The sequence below is a fragment of the Actinomycetospora sp. TBRC 11914 genome, assembly GCF_012933465.1.
GTDB lineage: Bacteria > Actinomycetota > Actinomycetes > Mycobacteriales > Pseudonocardiaceae > Actinomycetospora.
This window is the reverse complement of sequence record NZ_JABBND010000003.1, coordinates 159,495-180,048: the sequence shown is the minus strand read 5'-3', so window position 1 is coordinate 180,048 and position 20,554 is coordinate 159,495. Positions and strand designations below refer to the sequence as shown.

The following is a 20,554-nucleotide window of genomic DNA, read 5'->3' as shown; positions in this document are numbered from 1 at the left end:
CGGCGTGGGTCGGAGGTCTCCTCCGCGTGTGGCTCCCGGGGCGGGTGGGGCGGCGCGGCTACGGTGTCCGGCATGCCCGGCCGTACCGAGACGTCCCCTCCGCGGTCCGCGCGCAGCCGCCCCCTCACCCGGGGTCGCACGCCGGAGCGCACCGTGGAGTCGGCCCAGCCGGCACCCCGGTCCCGAGCGGGCACCGGGAAGGGGTCGGCCGGACGGCGGGCTCCGGCGAAGGGGCGTCGCACCCCCGCCCGCCGGCCCGCCGCGCGCCGCGGTCCCGGCCCGATCGTCCGCGGGCTGCAGGGTGCCTGGACGCTGACCGCCCGCGGCCTGGGTTCGCTCGCGCGGACCGTAGGGCGCGGCCGGGACATCGACGCCGCCCACCGCCGCGACGGCATCGCCCTCGCGCTGGTGATCGTCGCGCTCGTCACCGCGGCCGGCCTGTGGGTGCACGCCGGGGGACCGGTGGGCTCGGGCATCGAGGTCGCGTTCCGCACCGTGCTCGGCTCCGTGGCGCTCGCGCTGCCGGTGATCCTGCTCGGGGTCGCCGTCCTGCTGCTGCGCACCGACCCGGACCCGGAGACCCGCCCCCGCTCCGTCGTCGGGGCCCTGCTGCTCTCGCTCGGCGTGCTCGGGGTGTGGCACCTCGCCGTCGGGGCCCCCGTGACGCTGGCCGGCCGCCAGGCCGGCGGCGGCGTCGTCGGCGCCGTGGTCGCCGACCCGCTCACCGCCGGCGTCACGGTCTGGCTGGCGATGCCGGTGCTCGTGCTCGTCGCGGCCTTCGGCCTGCTCGTGCTCACCGGCACCCCGGTCCGCGACGTCCCGCGCCGCGTGCGCTGCCTGATCACCGGCGAGCCGTTCGACGAGGACGAGTACGACGACGAGTGGGGCGGGGTCGACGACGTCGACCCCGACGCGGCCGACCCCGACGCCGAGACCACCGCGCTGCGCCGTCCCCGCCGCCGGCGCGGAGCCGACGAGGCGGACGCGGCGACGGGCGAGATCGAGCCCGGCGACGCCGCCGCGCACCCGGCGCGCCACCGCGACGCCGCGGCCGCGGCGGCCGAGGACGCCGCGCCCGCCGAGCCCGAGGACGTCCCGGCGCCCCCGCCCGCGCCGAAGAAGCGCGCGAAGAAGGTCCCGGCCGCCGAGGTCCCGGAGACCCCGCCGGCCGCGCCGGTCGAGGACTCCGAGACCGACCCGCAGGCCGCGACGAGCTTCAGCTCGCACCGCGAGGTCGCCGACGCCGACGCCGCCTACCACCTGCCCCCGCCGGACCTGCTCACGGCCGGCGAGCCGCCGAAGGCCCGCAGCGCGGCCAACGACGCCATGATCGACGCGATCACCGGCGTGCTCGAGCAGTTCAAGATCGACGCCCAGGTCACCGGCTTCACCCGCGGCCCGACGGTCACCCGCTACGAGGTCGAGCTCGGCCACGGGGTGAAGGTCGAGAAGATCACCCAGCTGCACCGCAACCTGGCCTACGCCGCGGCCACCGAGAACGTGCGGCTGCTCGCCCCGATCCCGGGCAAGTCGGCGGTCGGCATCGAGGTGCCCAACACCGACCGCGAGATGGTCCGGCTCGCCGACGTCCTCACCAGCGGGACCGCGCGCCGCGAGACCCACCCCATGGTCATCGGGCTGGGCAAGGACATCGAGGGCCAGATGGTGACGGCCAACCTCGCGAAGATGCCGCACCTGCTCGTCGCGGGCTCCACCGGCTCCGGCAAGTCGAGCTTCGTCAACTCGATGCTGGTCTCGCTGCTCGCGCGGGCGACGCCGGACGAGGTCCGGATGATCCTCATCGACCCCAAGATGGTCGAGCTGACGCCCTACGAGGGCATCCCGCACCTGATCACGCCGATCATCACCTCGCCCAAGAAGGCCGCCACCGCCCTGCAGTGGCTGGTCGAGGAGATGGAGCAGCGCTACACGGACATGCAGGCCAACCGGGTGCGCCACATCGACGTCTTCAACGAGAAGGTGCGGAACGGGGAGATCACCGCGCCGCTGGGCTCCGAGCGGGTCTACCGGCCGTACCCCTACATCCTCGCGATCGTCGACGAGCTGGCCGACCTCATGATGACCGCGCCGCGCGACGTCGAGGACGCCATCGTCCGGATCACGCAGAAGGCCCGGGCGGCCGGCATCCACCTGGTCCTGGCCACCCAGCGCCCGTCGGTCGACGTCGTCACCGGCCTGATCAAGACGAACGTGCCGTCGCGGCTGGCGTTCGCCACGTCCTCGGTCACCGACTCGCGGGTCATCCTCGACCAGCCGGGCGCCGAGAAGCTCATCGGCATGGGCGACGCGCTGTTCCTCCCCATGGGCGCGGGCAAGACCCACCGGCTGCAGGGCGCCTTCGTCGGCGACGACGAGATCTCCGGGATGGTCGAGTTCTGCAAGGAGCAGGCCGAGCCCGAGTACGACGACAGCGTCACCACCGAGGCGGCCGCCGAGAAGAAGGAGATCGACCCCGACATCGGGGACGACCTCGAGGTGCTGCTGGCGGCCGCGGAGCTGGTGGTGACGAGCCAGTTCGGTTCCACCTCGATGCTGCAGCGCAAGCTGCGGGTCGGGTTCGCGAAGGCCGGCCGGCTCATGGACCTGCTCGAGACCCGCGGTGTCGTCGGCCCGAGCGAGGGCTCCAAGGCCCGCGACGTGCTCTTCAAGCCCGAGGAGCTGCCCGACCTCATGGCCTCGATCCGGGGCGAGCCCGCGCCGTCGAGCCGGGCCGGGGACGCCGGGGGCGGCGCGGAGGGAGCCGGCGAGACCGGTGGTGCGACCCCGGAGGAACCCGCCTGATCGGGTCAGCGTGTCCCTGCGGCGTGCGCCGGGGCGTCTGAGAGGCTGCGCCGCACATCCCACGGGTCGGGGGGAGCGGACATGGCCGAGCACGAGGTCCGGGCAGCGGTCGCCACGACGGACGACACCCCCGACCAGGTCGACGGGCGGGAGCCCGGGATCGCCGAGCCCACCGAGCCCGCCGACCCCGTCGCCGCCGAGGCGGTCGGGCGGGAGCGCGGGCGGATCGCCACCGACCTGCGGGCCGTCGTCGTCGACGCCCTCCACCGGCTGCTCGAGACCCCGGCCGAGCCCGAGGACCGCGAGGCCGTCACGGGCCACGCCCGGACCGCGCTCGACGCCGTGCACCGCGCCGCGGCCCTCGGCGGGCTGCCGGTCCCGGCCGGGTCGCCGCGGCCGGTCCGCGGGCACGGGCTGCGCCCGGCAGGCCTCGTCGTCGGGACCCTCCTGGGCGCGGCGGCGGTCTCGCTGACCGCCCTCGTCGTCGTGCTGCTCCCCGGGAGCGTGGCCGCCGGCCCGCTGCTCGTCGTGGCGCTCGCCGTGGTGGTCGGGCTGACCGGGCGCCACGCGCCGCCGGCCGCGTCCGCGGTCGTGCTCGCCGCCGTGCTCGGCGTGCTGGCCCTCGCGGCCCCCTTCGCCCTCACCACCGCGCCGACCACCGGGGCCGTCGCCGGCAGCATCGACCTGCCGGTCGAGGCGGCCCCGGAGCCGGGGGAGTGCCTGCTGCTGGGGGTGGTGCTCGCCGCGGCGTGCGCGCTCGGGCTGCACCGGCGCCGCCGGGCGATCGCCACCGGGCGCCGCACCCTGCTGCACGTGCTCGACGGCGAGGCCCGCGGCGACGCCGACGGCCGCCTCGGGCTCCCCGAGCCGCTGCACCGCACGCTGACCACCGAGCTGCGGGTCCTCGCCGGGCGCGACGGCGGGGAGCCCCGCCGGCGCCGGATCGCCCGGCACCGGGTGGCCGCGGTGCTGCCGACGCTGGCCGCGGTGGACGTCGAACCGGGCCGGGGCGTGCCCGAGCTGGACGCCGTGCTCGACGAGGGCCGCGTCGCCGTGCTCGTCGCCGGCGCCCGCCACGCCGCGCAACTGGGGAGCGCACCCGTGGCGCGGCAGGGCGGGCGCCCTCCGTCGGTGGTGGTGCGGGGCGTGCCCGCCTCCGGCCATCCGGAGGTGGGGCTGCTCGCCGCGCGCCTGCTCGCCGAGCTCGTCGCCGAGATCGCCTCGCGACCGGGGCCGGTGGCCGCCTGTGTGAGCGTCGAGCACCGCGTCGACGCCGTGGCGCTCGAGGTCGCCTGCGGGCGCAGCCGGGTGCCCGGCGCCCGGCCGGGCCGGGTACCGGCCGCGCTGGCCGAGCGGGCGGCCCTGCTCGGCGGCACCGTCGAGGTCACCTCCTGCCGCGAGGCGATCTCGGTCCGTGTCGTGCTCCCCCTCGACGGGACGCTCCCCGCCCCGACGGCCGCCACCGCGCCCCCGGTGCCCGGGACCCCGGGGCCGGCGGCGGCCGCGTAGGTGCGCTCCGCGCTCGTGAGCAGAAAGTGCCGGTATAGCGACGCTTTGTGCTCACGGGCGCGGAGCGCACCTACAGATCCAGCAGCATCCGGGTGTTGCCGAGGGTGTTCGGCTTGACGTAGGCGAGGTCGAGGAACTCCGCGACGCCCTCGTCGGCCGACTGCATCATCTCGAGGTAGACGTCCTCGCTGACCGGTGAGCCCTCGATCTCCCGGAAGCCGTGCCGGACGAAGAACTCGACCTCGAAGGTCAGCACGAACAGGCTCGCGAGCCCGAGTGCCCGGGCCTGCGCGACCAGCTCGTCGACCAGGGTGTGTCCGACGCCACCACCCTGGACCGACGGGTGCACCGCGATCGTGCGGACCTCGCCGAGGTTCTCCCACAGCACGTGCAGCGCGCCGCACCCCACGACCTCGTGGCCCCGGACCGCCACCCGGAACTCCTGCACCGTCTCGTAGAGGGTCACCAGCGGCTTGCGCAGCAGGATGTTGTCCGAGGCGAACCCGTCGACCAGTGCCTTGATCCCGCGGACGTCGGCGGTGCGGGCGCGGCGCAGCAGGATCGGGGCGGAGGGGGTGCTCCGGGGGCCGGCGGTGAGGGGGGCGCTTCCGTGCGGCTCGGGCTCCGGGGACATGGGTGCCGAGCCTAGGCGGGCGCGGCGGCGCGGGCGGCCCGGCGGCGCCCACCCGGCGTCCGGACGGCGGCCCGCCCGGCGTCTACCCTGGACGGGTGCCGCAGCGCGAAGAGGACTCCCGCGCGGGCTCGTCCGGGACGTCGACCACCACGCCGCGCGACCACCGCCGCGTGGCGCTCGTGACGCTCGGCTGTGCCCGCAACGACGTCGACTCCGAGGAACTGGCCGGGCGGCTCGCCGCTGACGGCTGGGAGGTCGCGGGCGGCGACGACGGCAGCGCCGACGTCGTGCTCGTCAACACCTGCACCTTCGTCGAGCAGGCGAAGAAGGACTCGGTCGACGCCGTGCTGGCCGCCGGGGGGCCCGACTCCAAGGTCGTCGCGGTGGGCTGCATGGCCGAGCGCTACGGCGCCGAGCTCGCCGAGGCCCTGCCCGAGGCGTCCGCGGTGCTCGGGTTCGACGAGTACGGGTCGATCTCCGAGCGTCTCGACGACGTCCTCGCGGGCCGCCCCCTCGCCTCCCACGAGCCCGCCGACCGCCGCACCCTCCTGCCGCTGAGCCCGGTCAAGCGCCCCGAGGCCGTCCGCGACGGCTCGATCCCGGGGCACGCCTGGCTGCCCGACGTCCCGCGGCAGCGGCTCGACGACGCCCCGGTCGCGCCCCTCAAGCTCGCCTCGGGCTGCGACCGCCGGTGCGCGTTCTGCGCGATCCCGTCCTTCCGCGGCGCCTTCGTCTCGCGCGCGCCGGAGGACGTCGTCGCCGAGGCGGCCTGGCTCGCCGACCACGGCGTCGCCGAGGTCACCCTCGTCAGCGAGAACTCCACGTCCTACGGCAAGGACATCGACCCGCGCGGCGCCGCCGGCGGCGCCCTGGAGCGCCTCCTCGGGTCGTTGACGACGGTGCCGGGGCTGCGGCGGGTGCGGGTGTCCTACCTGCAGCCGGCCGAGGTCCGGCCGCCGCTGCTGGCCGCGATCGCGCGCACGCCCGGCGTCGCCGACTACTTCGACCTGTCCTTCCAGCACGCCTCCGGCCCGCTGCTGCGGCGGATGCGCCGGTTCGGCTCGCGGGAGAGCTTCCTGTCGCTGTGCGCCGAGATCCGCGCGCTGGCGCCCGAGGCCGGGATCCGGTCCAACGTCATCGCCGGGTTCCCCGGGGAGACCGAGGACGACCTCGCCGAGCTCGAGGCCTTCCTCGCCGAGGCGGAGCTCGACGCCGTCGGGGTGTTCGGTTACTCCGACGAGGACGGCACGGAGGCCGCCGACCTGGCGGACAAGATCGACCCGGCCGAGGTCGCGGCCCGCGTCGAGCGGATCACCTCGCTGGTGGAGGTGCTGACGGCGGACCGGGCGGCCCGGCGGGTCGGGACCGAGGTGGAGGTGCTGCTCGAGCGCCAGGAGCTCTCGGAGACGGCGGCGCGGGAGTACCCGGACCTCGAGGAGGTCGACGACCTCGACCTCGCCGAGCTCGGCCTGACCGAGGACGACGTCCCGGAGATGACCGATCTGGACGACGGTTCCGACGGTTCCGACGGTTCCGACGGTTCCGACGACGAGGCCGTCGAGGTCGACGACACCGAGCCCGGCGACCTCGTCTGGATCGGGCGGGCCGCCCACCAGGGCCCCGACGTCGACGGCGAGTGCCTGCTCACCGGGGACGACGAGCTGCTGGCCGGGCTGCACCGGGGCGCGCTGGTCCGGGCCCGCGTCACCGGCTCGGACGGCGTCGACCTCGTCGTCGAGGCCCTCGAGGTCCTCCACCCCGGCACGCCCACCGGCTCGCCCGCCGAGCCCGCCGTGGCCGGCGCGCGATGACGCAGCCGCCGGGGTCGCCCGCCCCGTCGTCCGCGGACGGCAGCGCGGCCCCGGACGCCGGCGCGGTGGCGGCCCGGCCGCCGGTGCCGCTGGTCAACATCGCCAACGCGCTCACCGTGGCGCGGCTGGTGCTCGTGCCGGTGTTCCTCGGCGTGCTCTTCGTCGACGGCGGGCACGTCCCGTACTGGCGGTGGGTCGCGTTCGTGGTGTTCGCGGTCGCGTCGCTGACCGACAGCTTCGACGGCGAGTTCGCCCGCCGCTGGGGCCTCGTCACCGACTTCGGCAAGATCGCCGACCCCATCGCCGACAAGGCCCTCGTCGGTGCCGCGCTGGTGGGCCTGTCGGTCCTCGGCCAGCTCGCGTGGTGGGTCACGATCGTCATCGCCGTCCGCGAGCTGGGGATCACCGCCATGCGGTTCTGGGTGCTGCGCCACGGTGTGATCCCCGCCAGCCGCGGCGGCAAGCTCAAGACGGTGCTCCAGACGCTGGCGCTCGGGCTCGCGATCATGCCGCTGCCCGCGGTGGCCCAGCCCGTCGTGGCGACGCTCTTCCTGCTCGCGGTGGTGGTCACGGTGGTGTCGGGCCTGGACTACGTGGCGCAGGCCGTACGCCTCCGGCGGGCCGCGACCACCTGAGCACCGGTGTTCGCCGTCGGCGAACCGTCCCCGTCGGGGGTCCGCGGGACCGACGCGGGGGTGCGGGAGTCGGTACCGTGGTCGGAACGGTCATCGACGCCGGGCTCCCCGCGGGGCCACTGCTGGTCCCCGCGTCCGGGGTGCGGTGAGGGCGGAGGTGCGAGATGGCGCTGTTGTTGCGGGAGGCGATCGGCGGGACGATCCGCCGTGCGCGTACCGAGCGCCGGCGGACCCTGCGCGACGTCTCGCGGGACGCGCGGGTCAGCCTGGGGTACCTCTCGGAGATCGAGCGCGGGCGCAAGGAGCCCTCGAGCGAGCTGCTCGCGGCGATCTGCGACGCCCTGGCGCTGACGCTGCCGGAGCTGCTGGACGACGTGGCCAATTCGCTGCGGCCCGACTCGCTGCGGCCCGAGACGCGCCGCGCGCCCGCCCACCTGGGTGGGCGGCGCCTCGTCGGGGTCGACCCGGCGCTGCGCTCGGCGGTCGAGGAGGCCTTCGAGGGCGCGGGCGACGACGCCGCCGCGGCGACGACGGCCGAGGGCGAGCCCGCGGCCCCGGCCGAGCCGGCCGCCCACGCCGGCGCGTCGGCGGAGGTCGTGGACCTGGCCGGCGACGACGCCCCGGTCCCGGCCGGCGACGCCGAGGAGCTGCGCGTGGTCGAGCTGGTGACCGTCGGGCGGGAGCCGGCCGCGGCGGTCCGCTCGGCCGCGTGAGGCGGGCGTCGGGAACCACTCCCGGGGCCGACCGCTCGTCGCGTGCGATCACCGATCCGGACGTCCGGGACCCGGCCTCGGTGGAACGCAGCGGCGGGAGCTGACACGATGGGGCCGGAGTCCAGGTCAGGGTGTTCGGCCTGTGCGGACGATGACGAGTTGGGCGGGAGCAGATGGCCAACCCCTTCGTGAAGGCCTGGAAGTACTTCCTGGCGGCGTTCTCCTCGAAGATCGATGAGCACGCGGACCCGAAGGTCCAGATCCAGCAGGCGATCGAGGACGCCCAGCGCCAGCACCAGGCGCTCTCGCAGCAGGCGGCCTCGGTGATCGGCAACCAGCGTCAGCTGGAGATGAAGCTGAACCGGCAGCTCGGGGACATCGAGAAGCTGCAGTCCTCGGCCCGCCAGGCGCTGACGATGGCCGACCAGGCCCGCGCCAAGGGGGACGAGGCCGCTGCGCAGCAGTACGAGCAGTCTGCCCAGGCGTTCGCGACGCAGCTCGTCACGGCCGAGCAGAACGTCGAGGACCTCAAGACGCTGCACGACCAGTCGATCGGCGCGGCCCAGCAGGCCAAGCAGGCCGTGGAGCGCAACGCCCAGGTGCTGCAGCAGAAGCTCGCCGAGCGCACCAAGCTGCTCAGCCAGCTCGAGCAGGCGAAGATGCAGGAGCAGGTCTCCGCGTCGCTGCGCTCCATGAGCGAGGTCGCGGCGCCGGGCAACACGCCCTCGCTGGACGAGGTCCGCGACAAGATCGAGAAGCGGTACACCACCGCCCTCGGGCAGGCCGAGCTGGCGCAGAACAGCGTCCAGGGCCGGATGCTCGAGGTGCAGCAGGCGACCACCGACTTCGCCGGCCAGAGCCGCCTGGAGCAGATCCGGGCGTCGATGAACGGCCCCGGCCAGGTCACCCAGGGTCAGCCGGCCGCGGGGCAGACCCAGCCGGCCCAGACCCAGGCGCCCCAGCCCGCCCCCGCGCAGGCGCCGACCCAGCAGTACGCGCCGCCGCAGCAGAACTGAGCCGGTCGGTCCGGTACCGCGGCTCCCGTTCCGAGCGAAGGGCCCCCTCGCGCGAGTAGATCGAGCGACGGGGCCCTTCGCTCGTTCCGGGGTGGGAGCCGTCGTTCCAGCGAGGGGCGCCCACCACCCCTCTACCCGAGCGAAGGTGCCCCTCGCTCGGTGGCGCGGCCAGCCGTGGGGCGCGCTCAGCCGTACCGGGAGCGCCGCCCCGACTGCTGCTGGGGCCGCCGACCCCGCCCCCGCGGCGGCAGCTCCGGGTGCGGCCCGGGCTGGCAGGTGGGGCAGAAGTAGGCGACGCGGTCCTCGGCGTCTGGCGTGCCATCGTCCTGGCGGGCCACCGCCACCACGTCGCGGCACCGCCGGCACCCGCGCCCGCCGCGCTCGAACACCCAGTGCTGGGCACCCTCGCCGAGATCGCCCGTCGTCGACTGCTCCGGGCGCCAGGCGTTGCGCAGCAGCAGCTTGCGCGACCAGGCGACGGCGTCGCGGACCTGGGCGTCGGTGAGGTCGCCGACGGTCGTCCAGGGGGACACCCGCATCAGGAAGCAGATCTCGGCCTTGTAGAGGTTCCCGACCCCGCAGGCCACCCGCTGGTCGAGCAGCGCCGCGCCGAGCTCGCGCCCGGGGTCGGCCCGCAGCCGCCGCGCCACCTCCGCCGCGCAGCCCTCCGGGTCGTCGTCCCACGCCGGGCCGAGCAGGTCCGGCCCGAGGTGACCGACCCAGCGGGACTCGTCGGCGGTCGGCAGCAGGTCGAGGTCGTGCAGGCGGAACCCGACGGCGACCCGGTCGGGCACCTCGAGGATTGCCCGGATGTCGTGCTCCCGCCCGCGCCAGGGCCGGCCCGGCCGGTAGAGGTGCCACGAGCCGTCCATGCGGAAGTGGCTGTGCAGGCTCGTGGCGTCGTCGAAGCGCGTGAACAGGTGCTTGCCGACCGAGGCCACGCCGAGCACCGTCCGCCCCGCGAGGTCGTGCTCGATCAGCCGGGGGTGGCGCAGCTCGCCGCGGGTCAGCTCCTTCCCGGCCAGCGCGTCGTCGAGGCGCCGGCCGGCGAGGAACACGGTGTCACCCTCGGGCACCCCCCGATGATGCCCGCCCGGGCCGGACTCAGCTCACCAGCACGAGGTCCCGGGGCGAGGAGCGCTGCGCGAGCGAGACGTGCTCGGCCGTCGGCCGCCCGCCCGGGCCGCTGGCGATGACGAGCACCGTCCCCGGGTCGTCCACCGGCGCGCAGAAGGTGCCGTCGGGGCGTACCGGGACGACGGCGAGCTGGCGCCCGGACAGGTCCACGAGCGTCACCCGCGCGTCGGGCGCGGGCTCGCCGTGCGCCAGGCGCACCCGGCCGTGGACGGCCTGGCGGGACGCGACGGCGGGCGTGTCGTCGACGGTCACGCCGGTGTCGACCACGACCTCGTCCACGGAGCGCGAGCGGGGGAGGACCGGGATCGCGACGGTCGCGACCAGCGCCACCAGCCCCGCCCCGGCCGCGATGAGCAGCGTCGTGCGCAGCCCGGCCAGCGAGGGCAGGACGGCGTCGCCGACGCGGACGGTCATCGCGGAGAGCACGACGGCGGCCAGGGCGGAGGCCGTGGAGGTGCCCACGGAGCGCATCAGCGTGTTGAGCCCGTTGGCGGCCGCCGTCCGGTCGGTGGGGACGGCGCGCATGATCAGGTCGGGCAGGGAGCCGTACGCCAGCGCGACGCCGGCACCGACCAGGGAGATGACCAGGGCCACCTGCCACGCCTGGGCGAGCAGCACCGTCCCCAGGGCGTAGGCGACGACGATGATCACCAGCCCGGCTTGCAGCGAGGTCCGAGGCCCGAAACGCGCCGAGACCCGCGCGGTGACCGGCGACAGCAGCATCATCACGACGCCCATCGGTGCCAGCACCAGGCCGGCGAGGAGGAGCGAGAGCCCCAGGCCGTAGCCCGACGACGTCGGCGCCGCCAGCAGCTGCGGGAAGGTCACCATGCCGGTGAACATCGCGACGCCCACCGGGACCGACACCAGGTTGGGCACGAGGACCGCCCGGCGCGCGGAGACGCGCAGGTCGACGACCGGGTCGTGCGTGCGCAGCTCCCAGACCCCCCAGGCCAGCAGCACGACGACGGCGCCCGCCGCCGACCCGAGGGTGGCCGCGCTGCCCCAGCCCCACTGCCCGCCCTTGGAGATCGCGAGCAGGCCGAGCACCAGGCCCACGGTCAGGCCGAGCGCGCCGACGACGTCGAACCGCCCGCCGGAGCGCTGGGGCGACTCCGGGATCACGGCGAGGATGAGCACGACGCCGGCCGCCCCGAGCGCGCCGGCGACCCAGAAGAGCGCGTGCCAGTCGGCCACCTCGACGATCAGCGCCGACAGCGGCAGCCCGAGCCCGCCGCCGATCCCGAGCGTCGCGCTCATCAGGGCGATGCCCGACCCGAGCCGTTCCGGGGGCAGCGCGTCGCGCATCAGGCTGATGCCCAGCGGGACCGCGCTCACCGCGACGCCCTGCAGCGAGCGCCCGACGATGACCGGCACCAGCGACGACGTCAGCGCGCAGATCAGGGCACCGGCGACGAGGAGGCCCAGCGTCGCGAGGAGCACCGTCCGCTTCCCGACCATGTCGCCCAGCCGCCCGGCGATCGGGGTGGCGACGGCGCCGCCGAGCAGGGTCGCGGTGATCACCCAGGAGGCGTCGGCGGTGGTCGTGTGCAGCAGGGCGGGGAGCTCGGGCACCACGGGCACGACCAGCGTCATGCACAGCGAGGCGATGAGCCCGACCGAGGAGAGGACCGCGACGACGAGGGCGGGGCTCGCCGGCCCACGCGCGTCCGGGGTGCCGTCCTGCACCGTCGTCACCGGGCCTCCGGGTCGTCCGTTTCGTGCACTCAGCAACTCGGACGTCACGGTAGGGCGCGGGTTCACCACTCGGAGGAGAACGTCCGGTGGCTCACATTGCTTCCGGCGGGGCGCCCCAGCGGGTGGGGCGCCCTAGCGGGTGGCGAGGATGACGGCGACGAGCCCGACGACGTTCGTGCCCAGGTGGATCCCGATCGAGGCGAAGATGCTGCCGGTCCGGCGACGCACCACCGACATGACCACCCCGCCGGTGGCGGTCACGACCAGCACCGCCAGCACCCCGACCACCGGGATGCCGCCGACCGGCGCGGCCACCGCCCCGGCGAGGTGCCAGACCGCGAACGCGGAGGCGACCGCGACGACGGCGCCCCGGCCGGCCCACCAGCGCCCGGCCCACGCCCGCTCGGTCAGCCCGTGCAGGACCCCGCGGAAGGCGAGCTCCTCGCAGAGCACCGTGCCGACCGGGATGAGCAGCAGTGCCCGCAGCACCACCGCCGACGTCGGGCTGGCGGCCACGCCCGGGTTCTCCAGCAGCGGGCGGGTGGCCGGCAGCAGGAACGCCACCGCGTAGCCTAGCGCCACGATCCCGACCGCCGCGCCGCCCCACCGGAGCCCGGACAGCCACGTCGTCGGGCAGAGGCCCAGGTCGCGCCACGACAACCCGCCGGCGCGGGCGGCCAGGACGAGCACGAGCACCCCGGCGACGTTGGCGATCATCCGCACGACCGGGTCCGCCGGCAGCACCGGGACCAGCAGGTTGTTCCACGCCACGAGACCCGCGGCCACGACGAGGGCGACCACCGAGAGCACGACGACGGCGGGCACGCGGCGGGGTCCGTTCCGGGCGGCGGACGAGGTCGCGGGCGTGGGCGCGGGTGCCGGGGCGGTGGGAGCGGTCATGTCACCTTGCGGGTCGGGGGCGCTTCTCGACCCTCCACCGTGCCAGGGCCACTCGTGAGCGACCCGTGAGGGGTCCGGAGAGGTGTCGCCGAGGTCATACCCACCCTCGGCCGCGGGTGACACGTCTCACCCGTCGGGGCCGAGGACCTGCCGGGCGCGCTCGGTGTCGGCGGTCGTCCACCCCGGGGGCGCGGCGACCGCGGCCCAGCCGTCGAGAATCTCGCCCTGGTACACGTGGCCGTGCCCGGGCGGCACGCCCACGGCGTTGGTCAGGTCGATCGTGACCTGCCAGAACGTGACGACGGGGTACCAGCTCATGGCGCCGAGGACGTCGTCGCCCCGGGGCTCCACCAGCCAGTCGGGGCGGCTCCAGATCAGGTCCGGGGACCACCAGACCACCGGATCCGACGGGTGCTGCAGGTAGAGCACGTGCGGGGCGATCCACGGCGTCGGCGGGGTCTGCGTGACGGTGCGGGCGCTCCGGCCGCCGGCGAAGCGGACGACGAGCCCGTCGGAGTACGTGGGCCGCACCTCGGTCGACCCGGGGTCGCGCCGGTCGACGATCTGCGACCACAACCGGTTGGAGTTCGGCGGCCCGACCCAGAGCACCCCGTCGGTGTTGGCGCGCACGTCGGCCAGCGAGCTGAACGCCGCCTCCGAGCCCTGGGACCCCAGGCTCTCCCCGAACACGATCTCCCGCGGGCGCGGCTGCCCGGGCGGGATCGCCTGGATGCGGGCGTGCACGGCGTCGATCAGCAGCCGCCCGGCCTCCTCGGCCCGTGGCCCGTCGAACAGGAACGACAGCCAGCTGGGCAGGTAGGAGTACTGGGTGGCGACGATCGCGCTGTCCCCGCCGTAGATCGCCTCCAGGGAGTCCGAGACGGGGGCGTCCACCCACCCGGTGCCCGTCGTCGTCACCACCGCGATCACCGGGCGGGAGAAGGCGCCCGCGCGGTCGAGCTCGGCGACGGCGAGGTCGGCGCGCGCCTGCGGGTCGGGGGCCGACTCGAGCCCGACGTAGGCCCGGACCGGGTCGACGGCGGGCTTCCCGGAGGCGGCCGCGAGGTCCGCGGCGCTCCGGCCGCCGGAGACGAAGTGCCGTCCCTCCTTGCCGAGGGTGTTCCACGGGGCGAGCGACGTCGGCGACCCGGAGCGCGTCGGGCTCTGCGGCTGCACGGCGTCGGGGTAGTTCTCGTCGTTCACCCCGCTGAAGGCCTGGTCGACGAGCGTGAGGGTGCCCTGCAGCACGACGTTGTCCGCGACCGCGGCGATCACCACCGCGAGCAGCACGACCGCGAGCGACGCCGCGATCCGGCGGGGGAGGCGGGCGTAGCGGCGCAGTCCCCGGACGAGCACATGGTCGGCGTGCCGGATCGTCCGCACCACGGCGATGGGGACCGCGGCGACCCCCACGGCGGTCGGGGCGGCGCGCAGGTAGCCGAGGTACCCGGGCGGCTCGAGGCCCATCAGGGAGGCCAGCTCCCGCTGCCAGTAGGCGCCGGCGACGAGCATGACCAGTACGACGAGGGCCGCGGCGACCAGCAGGATCGTCCAGGCCGCCTGCCGGACCCCCCGCGGCACCCAGATCCGCGCGTGGGCCACGAGCCGCAGGCCGTGGTGGGTGCGGCGCAGCAGGAACCAGAGGAACGTCCCCACGGCGTAGCCGACGACCGCGGACAGCCCGCTCGCGAGGCCCTGCACCAGCCAGGTGCGGGGGATGAGCGACGGGGTCATCGCCAGGGATCCGGCGGTGACGGCGAGGGCGAGGCCCAGCGCGTCGACCCGCAGCCAGCGCAGGCCGCGGCGGTCGAGCGGCCCGGGCCCCCGGTGGACGACGTGCGCGGCGGGCGGCCGGGTGACCGGCCCGTGCACCCGCGCGCTCGCGGGGTCGGGCTCGTCGAGCGTGTCGGTGTCGGTGTCGGTGTCGGTGTCGGTGTCGGTGGTGGGGGTGGGGGTGGGGGTGTCGGCCGCGGCGGGGGTGGCCGCGGAGTCGTCGCGCTCGACCCCGGTCCCCGACACGTCCCCCATCCTGGACCACACCCGTTCGGCGCAGCGACGTGGTCGTCGAGCTGTCGACCACACGGTGGGTGCCGTGTGGTGCCGCGAGGTGCGGGCCGTGCGCTCCCGGCGAAGCGGTCGCCGCGGACGTGCGTTTCGTGGACAGTCCGGGGTGATCGGCTCCCTGCGTTGCGCCTTCGGGAACCGGGGTCGTGATGCGCAACGACGACCTGCCGATTCGGTGGCGACGTCGGAAATCGTGGGCCGGGGGTGACCTCGGCGGTGCGCCCGGTGGCTATACTTTTGCGTATGTCGAGGGCCGACGGCGAGCGCGGAGACCGCTCCTCGGTCCAGTCCGTCGACCGGGCCGTCACGATCCTCGAGATCCTCGCGGCCCGCGGTGAGGCCGGCATCACCGAGATCGCCGAGGAGATCGGCGTCCACAAGTCGACGGCCTCGCGACTGGTCTCGGCCCTGCAACGCCGAGGGCTGCTCGAGCAGCTGGGCGACCGCGGCAAGTACGCCCTGAGCTTCGGGATCGTCCGTCTCGCCGCCGCCACCACCGGGCGGATGGACCTCGCCCGGCTCGGCCAGCCGACCTGCCAGGCGCTCGCCGAGATCATCGGCGAGACCGTGAACCTGGCGGTCTCGGACGGCGAGGCGGCGATCAACGTCGCGCAGGAGTTCGGCAACTCGTCGGTGAGCTCCCAGAACTGGGTCGGGCGCCGGACGCCGCTGCACGCCACCTCGGCCGGCAAGGTCCTGCTCGCGCACATGGACGAGGGTGAGCGGCGGACCCTCCTGCGGCGCCGTCTGCCCCGCTACACCGAGGCCACCATCACCGAGCCCGCCGCGCTGCGGACCGAGCTCGCCCGGGTGGTCGACGAGGGCTACGCCCGCTCCTTCGAGGAGCTCGAGGTCGGCATGCACGCGGTGGCGGTGCCGGTGTGGGCGCACGACGGGAACGTGGTGGCCGCCCTCTCGGCGTCCGGGCCGTCCTACCGGCTGCCGCGGCGCCGGGCGCGGGCCGTCGTCGCGGACATGCGCGAGGCCGCGCGCGAGCTGTCGGCGAAGCTCGGCTGGGTGGAGCCCAGCGGCGGTGGCTCGCTGCGCTGACCGGCGCAGTGCCTCGTCCGTCGTCGGCGGGCCGTCCTCGGCCGTCCGGCGGCACCCGTCCGCGGGGTGCCGGGACGATCGGCCCGGCTCTTGACAGCGCCCGCCCCGGGCTCCCACCGTGTTGCTGTAGGGAGAACGGGTTGCGCGATGCGCAACTACGGACCGGTGACTCGCCCGAGCGGAGACGCCCATGGGACCCCGCGTCGTCATCGTCGGGGCCGGCCTCGTCGGCTGCGCCCTCGCCGACGAGCTCACCGCCCGGGGCTGGACCCGGGTGACGGTGCTCGACCAGGGCGCCGCGGAACGCCCCGGCGGGTCCACCTCGCACGCCCCCGGGGTGGTGTTCCAGACCAGCGGGAGCCGCATGCTGGCCCGCGTCGCCCGGGCCTCGGCGGCCCGGTACGGGGAGCTCCGCGCCGGGGGTCGGCCCTGCTTCCGCGCGGTCGGCGGGCTCGAGGTGGCCGCGACCCGGGAGCGCCTGGCCGAGCTGCGGCGCCGGCACGGCTCGGCGACCGCGGCGGGGATCGAGAGCCACCTGCTCGACCCGGCCGAGTGCGCCGCCCTGCATCCGCTGCTCGACCGCGAGGTCCTCCTCGGCGGCCTGCACGTGCCCTCGGACGGGGTCGCGCTCCCGCTCGCGGCGGCGCGGGCCCAGGCGCGGGCGGCCGTCGGGCGCGGCGCGGTCGTCCGGCACGGCGTGCGGGTCACCGGCATCGACACCGCCGCCGGACGGGTCCGGGGCGTCCAGACCGACCACGGTCCGCTCGCCGCCGAGGTGGTGGTCTGTGCGGCCGGCATCTGGGGCCCGCTGGTCGGGGCGATGGCGGAGGTGACGGTGCCGCTGTCACCCATGGCGCACCAGTACGCGTGGACCACCCCGCTGCGCGAGCTCGACGTCCTCCAGAAACTGCGCGGCCTGGTGGACCCCGGGGGCGCGGCGTTCCCGGTCCTGCGGCACGCGGACGCCGACCTCTACGTGCGCGAGCACGGCGACCGCCTCGGCGTCGGGGCGTACGCCCACCGCGCGATGCCGGCCGACCCCGCCGGGCTCGACCGACCGGGCCCCGACCGCGGCGCCGTCCCCGCCGAACGTGCCTTCACCGACCTCGACTTCGAGCCCAGCTGGCACGCCGCCCAGGCCCTGCTGCCCGCCCTCGCCGACGCGAAGGTGGAGCGCGGCGTCAACGGGCTCGTCGCGTTCACCCCGGACGGGATGCCCCTGCTCGGGGAGACCGCGGTGCGCGGCCTGTGGCTGGCCGAGGCCGTGTGGACCGCCCACGCCGCCGGCGTCGGGCAGGCCCTCGCCGCGTGGGTGGTCGACGGGGTGCCCACGCTCCCCGAGCCCGGCGCGGACCCGCGGGAGCCGGGCGCGCCGCTCGACGTCTCGGCCGCCCACCACGACCGCTTCGACCCGGCGCTGCTCGCCCCCGCCACGGTGCGCAGCCGGGCGTGCCACGCCTACGACGAGGTCTACGACGTGGTCCACCCCCAGCGGCTCTCGCCGACGACGCGGCCCCTGCGCACCGGGCCGTTCGACGCGCGCCACCGCGAGCTCGGGGCGGTGGTGGCGGAGACGGACGGCTGGGCGGTGCCGGCGTGGTTCGGCGACAACGCCGACCTCCCCGAGGTCTGCGAGGTCCGGCCCCGGCGAGCCTGGGCGGGACGGCACTGGTCGCCGATCGCCGGGGCCGAGGCGCTGGTGGTGCGCCGGGCCGTGGCGCTCGTGGACCTCACCAGCCGCCACCGCCTCGAGGTGGTCGGCCCGAACGCCCTCGGGCTGCTCCAGCAGCTGACGACCGTCGACGTCGACCGGCCGGTCGGTGCCCGCACCCGGGCGCTCGCGCTCGACCGCGCCGGCCGGATCCGGGCCGACCTCGACGTGGCGCGCCTCGACCGCGACCGGTTCGCGGTCGGCGTCGCCACCCGGCTCGAGTCCCGGTGGCTCGCCGAGCACGTCCTGGGCCGCGTGGAGGTCCGCGACCTCTCGTCGGGGACCTGCGCGCTCGGGGTCTGGGGTCCGGCGGCCGGGGTGCTGCTCTCCCGGCTCACCGACCCCTCGGGGCGGGCCCGCACCGCCGACGCCGTCGAGACCCACGTTGGTCCGGTGCCGGTGCTCGCGCTGCGCGGCACCCCGGCGGGCGTCGACGGGGTCGAGCTGCGCGCCCGCGCCGACCTGGGGGCCGCCCTGTGGGACGTCCTCTGGGACGCGGGCGCCACCCTCGGCATCGTCGCCGCCGGTGCGCGGGCGGTGACGAGCCTGCTCGTCGAGTCGGGCCACCGGACCCTCGGGACCGGGATCGACGCCGAGCTCACCCCGGCCGAGGCCGGCCTCGACCACCTCGTCGACCCGGGCAAGGGCCTGTTCCTCGGGCGCGAGCCGGCGCTCCTCGGGCCGCGGCGTCGCCTGGTGAGCCTGGTGCTCGACGAGCCGGGCGAGGTCGTCCTGGGCGGCGAACCGGTCCGCGACGGCGAGGAGTGCGTCGGCCGGGTGGCGGCGTCGGAGGTCGCGCACGCCGAGGACGTCTCGCTCGCGCTCGCCGTGGTGCCTCCCCGGCTCGCCGTCGAGGGCACCGAGCTGACCGTGGAGTACTTCGACCGCCGCGTCGGGGCGCGCGTGGTCGAGCGCTGACCCCGCGCCCGCTGCCGCCGGCAGGCGGTGCCGTGCCGGGAAGCGCGCCACGGCCGCCGCCGGATGGCCCTCGGTACTCATGATCGGCACTGTGCACCCGGGCACCGACACCGTGGGCGGCCTTCCGGGGCGATCCGGCCATCCGGAGCAGCGCCCCCTGTGGACGGGCGGGGTTGTCCACAGGGCGGTCCGGTCGTGGTTGTGTCCGGCGTCGCGCTGCCCCGAGCGTGGACGCCATGCGCGAGATGATCACGGTCCGCGAGGCGGGCCACGAGCTCCGGGTGCAGGTGCTCGACGGGCGGGCCTACGTCGCGATCGTCGCGGCCGACGGGTCGGAGGACGCGGACGTCTGGTCGCGGGCGGTGTCGTTGCCCGCCCGCCGGCTGCACGCCCTGGTCAGGGCCGCCTGGGCGGACGACCAGTACGGGGCGCTGGGCCCGCTCGACCCGCCGCTGGGGCCCGTCGACGAGCCCCCCGACGGTCCGGAGCCGGACGAGGACCCCTTCCGGGAGGAACGGCTGCGGTTCGGGTGGCGCGACGACTGGCCCGACGACGACGGGCTCGACGGCTCGGGGGCGGCGCTGCGCGCCGAGGGTGACCTGGTGCCGTTCCCGCGGCAGGGAGCCTGGGGGCCGTCGTCGTCGTGGGGGCCGGCGGCCTGGCGCACCCGGGAGCGGGCGCCCCGCTCGGGCCTGCCGTGGCCGGCCGAGGACGACGCCGCGCTGCGGGCGGCCTGGCTGGAGGCGGACCCGGCGGCCGACCGCGCGGAGCTGATGCGCGGGCTCGCGGCGCGCTTCGAACGCACCACCGGCGGCGTGCTGCAGCGGCTGCACCGCGTGGGGTGCGACCCGGCGAGTCCCGGCGCGGCCCGGTTCGCCCCGGTGCTCGCGGACGCCGGGGGCGGGGTGGGCCAGGATCCGTGGCCATGAGCGCGCAGGACACCCCGCCGGCCGTCGAGCTGCACGTCCACGTCGAGGGCACCCTCGAGCCCGAGCTGATCCTCGAGCTGGCCGACCGCGGCGGAGTCGCGTTGCCCTACGTCGACCTGGACGACCTGCGGGCCCGCTACGCCTTCACCGACCTCGGCCACTTCCTCGAGCTCTACTACGCGAACATGGCCGTGCTGCGCACCGCGGAGGACTTCGCGGCCATGACGACGGCCTACCTCGACCGGGCGGCCGCCGGCGGGGTCCGGCACGTCGAGCTGTTCGTCGACCCCCAGGCCCACCTCGCCCGGGGCGTGCCGCTCGCGGCGGTGCTCGAGGGCGTCTCGGGCGCGCTGGCCGCGGCCCCGGCCGGCATGACGACGGGCCTGGTCCCCTGCTTCCTGCGCGACCGCCCCGCCGCCGAGGCGCTCGAGGTGCTCGACGCGCTGGTGCGCGCGGACGTCCCGCTGCTCGGGATCGGGCTCGACTCCGCGGAGGTCGGGCACCCGCCCGCCGACTTCGCCGAGGTGTACGCGCGGGCCCGCGCCGAGGGCCTGCACCTGGTCGCGCACGCCGGGGAGGAGGGCCCGGCGGCCTACGTCACCGAGGCCCTCGACGTCCTCGGCGTCGAGCGGGTCGACCACGGCATCCGCAGCCTCGAGGACCCGGCGCTCGTGCGCCGCCTCGCCGAGGCGGCGGTGCCGCTCACGGTGTGCCCGCTGTCCAACGTGCGGCTGCGCGCCGTCGACACGCTCGCCGACCACCCGCTCGTGGCCATGCTCGACGCCGGACTCGCGGTGAGCGTCCACTCCGACGACCCGGCCTACTTCGGCGGCTACGTCGACGACAACCACCGCGCGGTCGCCGACGTCCTCGGCCTCTCCCTCGCGCAGGTCCGGACCCTGGCCGACAACGCCGTCGAGGCCGCGTTCGTCGACGACACCCGCCGGGCGGAGCTGCGGGCCGAGGTGGCGACGTGGGCGGCGGCGCAGGAGTCGGCGCCCACGTCCTGACCGGATCGGGCGGGGTG

General features: G+C 76.2%; 15 protein-coding genes. 10 read left to right on the top strand and 5 right to left on the bottom strand.

The window, feature by feature from the left end:
* Positions 1 to 72 precede the first annotated feature (72 nt).
* Both HH311_RS08960 and HH311_RS08955 read left to right on the top strand, forming a co-directional pair.
* Positions 73 to 2,802, top strand: a complete 2,730-nt coding sequence (locus tag HH311_RS08960; protein WP_169183277.1) for a DNA translocase FtsK — start codon at positions 73 to 75, stop codon at positions 2,800 to 2,802.
* A gap of 81 nt (positions 2,803 to 2,883) precedes the next feature.
* Positions 2,884 to 4,311: a hypothetical protein gene (locus HH311_RS08955; protein ID WP_169183276.1), complete on the top strand. Its 1,428-nt coding sequence runs from the start codon at positions 2,884 to 2,886 to the stop codon at positions 4,309 to 4,311.
* Positions 4,312 to 4,381: 70 nt separating this feature from the next.
* On the opposite strand, the gene HH311_RS08950 is transcribed toward HH311_RS08955, so the two are convergent.
* Positions 4,382 to 4,945 (bottom strand): amino-acid N-acetyltransferase, encoded by a 564-nt coding sequence (locus HH311_RS08950; RefSeq protein WP_248292334.1) that lies wholly within the window; start codon positions 4,943 to 4,945, stop codon positions 4,382 to 4,384.
* Positions 4,946 to 5,115: 170 nt separating this feature from the next.
* On the opposite strand from HH311_RS08950, the gene HH311_RS08945 reads away from it, so the two are divergent.
* The 4 genes from HH311_RS08945 (at position 5,116) to HH311_RS08930 (ending at position 9,120) form a co-directional block, all read left to right on the top strand.
* Positions 5,116 to 6,756 (top strand): MiaB/RimO family radical SAM methylthiotransferase, encoded by a 1,641-nt coding sequence (locus HH311_RS08945; RefSeq protein WP_169183410.1) that lies wholly within the window; start codon positions 5,116 to 5,118, stop codon positions 6,754 to 6,756.
* Positions 6,753 to 7,391, top strand: a complete 639-nt coding sequence (gene pgsA / locus HH311_RS08940; protein WP_169183275.1) for a CDP-diacylglycerol--glycerol-3-phosphate 3-phosphatidyltransferase — start codon at positions 6,753 to 6,755, stop codon at positions 7,389 to 7,391. Before HH311_RS08945 ends, pgsA begins: the two co-directional genes overlap by 4 nt.
* 164 nt (positions 7,392 to 7,555) lie before the next feature.
* Complete coding sequence (locus tag HH311_RS31505; RefSeq protein ID WP_169183274.1) at positions 7,556 to 8,104, top strand: helix-turn-helix domain-containing protein; 549 nt, start codon at positions 7,556 to 7,558, stop codon at positions 8,102 to 8,104.
* Between the two features lie 173 nt (positions 8,105 to 8,277).
* A complete protein-coding gene (locus HH311_RS08930) occupies positions 8,278 to 9,120 on the top strand; it encodes a PspA/IM30 family protein (RefSeq protein WP_169183273.1) in 843 nt (280 codons plus the stop codon).
* Positions 9,121 to 9,305: 185 nt separating this feature from the next.
* Here HH311_RS08930 and HH311_RS08925 read toward each other — a convergent pair whose 3' ends face one another.
* The 4 genes from HH311_RS08925 to HH311_RS08910 form a co-directional block, all read right to left on the bottom strand.
* Positions 9,306 to 10,196: a DNA-formamidopyrimidine glycosylase family protein gene (locus HH311_RS08925; RefSeq protein WP_169183272.1), complete on the bottom strand. Its 891-nt coding sequence runs from the start codon at positions 10,194 to 10,196 to the stop codon at positions 9,306 to 9,308.
* Between the two features lie 28 nt (positions 10,197 to 10,224).
* Complete coding sequence (locus tag HH311_RS08920; protein WP_312030026.1) at positions 10,225 to 11,955, bottom strand: MFS transporter; 1,731 nt, start codon at positions 11,953 to 11,955, stop codon at positions 10,225 to 10,227.
* A gap of 132 nt (positions 11,956 to 12,087) precedes the next feature.
* The gene (locus HH311_RS08915; RefSeq protein ID WP_169183271.1) at positions 12,088 to 12,855 is read right to left on the bottom strand and encodes a CPBP family intramembrane glutamic endopeptidase; all 768 of its coding nucleotides are present in this window, start codon (positions 12,853 to 12,855) and stop codon (positions 12,088 to 12,090) included.
* 126 nt (positions 12,856 to 12,981) lie between these two features.
* Complete coding sequence (locus tag HH311_RS08910) at positions 12,982 to 14,874, bottom strand: alpha/beta-hydrolase family protein (RefSeq protein WP_211189881.1); 1,893 nt, start codon at positions 14,872 to 14,874, stop codon at positions 12,982 to 12,984.
* A gap of 288 nt (positions 14,875 to 15,162) precedes the next feature.
* Here HH311_RS08910 and HH311_RS08905 point away from each other — a divergent pair, with 288 nt between their 5' ends.
* The 4 genes from HH311_RS08905 to HH311_RS08890 all read left to right on the top strand — a co-directional run bounded on the left by HH311_RS08905 (position 15,163) and on the right by HH311_RS08890 (position 20,537).
* Positions 15,163 to 15,969, top strand: a complete 807-nt coding sequence (locus HH311_RS08905) for an IclR family transcriptional regulator (RefSeq protein WP_169183270.1) — start codon at positions 15,163 to 15,165, stop codon at positions 15,967 to 15,969.
* A gap of 190 nt (positions 15,970 to 16,159) precedes the next feature.
* Positions 16,160 to 18,598, top strand: a complete 2,439-nt coding sequence (locus tag HH311_RS08900; protein ID WP_169183269.1) for an FAD-dependent oxidoreductase — start codon at positions 16,160 to 16,162, stop codon at positions 18,596 to 18,598.
* Positions 18,599 to 18,834: 236 nt separating this feature from the next.
* Complete coding sequence (locus tag HH311_RS08895) at positions 18,835 to 19,527, top strand: hypothetical protein (protein WP_169183268.1); 693 nt, start codon at positions 18,835 to 18,837, stop codon at positions 19,525 to 19,527.
* Positions 19,524 to 20,537 carry an adenosine deaminase gene (locus tag HH311_RS08890; RefSeq protein WP_169183267.1) on the top strand — a complete coding sequence of 338 codons (1,014 nt, stop codon included), beginning with the start codon at positions 19,524 to 19,526 and terminating at the stop codon, positions 20,535 to 20,537. The genes HH311_RS08895 and HH311_RS08890 overlap by 4 nt, the downstream gene beginning before the upstream one ends.
* The last annotated feature ends 17 nt before the right edge of the window (positions 20,538 to 20,554 follow it).

Coding starts and splice junctions, on each gene's coding strand:
- pgsA (WP_169183275.1), top strand. CDS start 6,753: ATGACGCAGCCGCCGGGGTCGCCCGCCCCGTCGTCCGCGGACGGCAGC.
- HH311_RS08915 (WP_169183271.1), bottom strand. CDS start 12,855: ATGACCGCTCCCACCGCCCCGGCACCCGCGCCCACGCCCGCGACCTCG.
- HH311_RS08890 (WP_169183267.1), top strand. CDS start 19,524: ATGAGCGCGCAGGACACCCCGCCGGCCGTCGAGCTGCACGTCCACGTC.
- HH311_RS08930 (WP_169183273.1), top strand. CDS start 8,278: ATGGCCAACCCCTTCGTGAAGGCCTGGAAGTACTTCCTGGCGGCGTTC.
- HH311_RS08905 (WP_169183270.1), top strand. CDS start 15,163: ATGTCGAGGGCCGACGGCGAGCGCGGAGACCGCTCCTCGGTCCAGTCC.
- HH311_RS08955 (WP_169183276.1), top strand. CDS start 2,884: ATGGCCGAGCACGAGGTCCGGGCAGCGGTCGCCACGACGGACGACACC.
- HH311_RS08900 (WP_169183269.1), top strand. CDS start 16,160: ATGGGACCCCGCGTCGTCATCGTCGGGGCCGGCCTCGTCGGCTGCGCC.
- HH311_RS08960 (WP_169183277.1), top strand. CDS start 73: ATGCCCGGCCGTACCGAGACGTCCCCTCCGCGGTCCGCGCGCAGCCGC.
- HH311_RS08950 (WP_248292334.1), bottom strand. CDS start 4,945: ATGTCCCCGGAGCCCGAGCCGCACGGAAGCGCCCCCCTCACCGCCGGC.
- HH311_RS08895 (WP_169183268.1), top strand. CDS start 18,835: ATGCGCGAGATGATCACGGTCCGCGAGGCGGGCCACGAGCTCCGGGTG.
- HH311_RS31505 (WP_169183274.1), top strand. CDS start 7,556: ATGGCGCTGTTGTTGCGGGAGGCGATCGGCGGGACGATCCGCCGTGCG.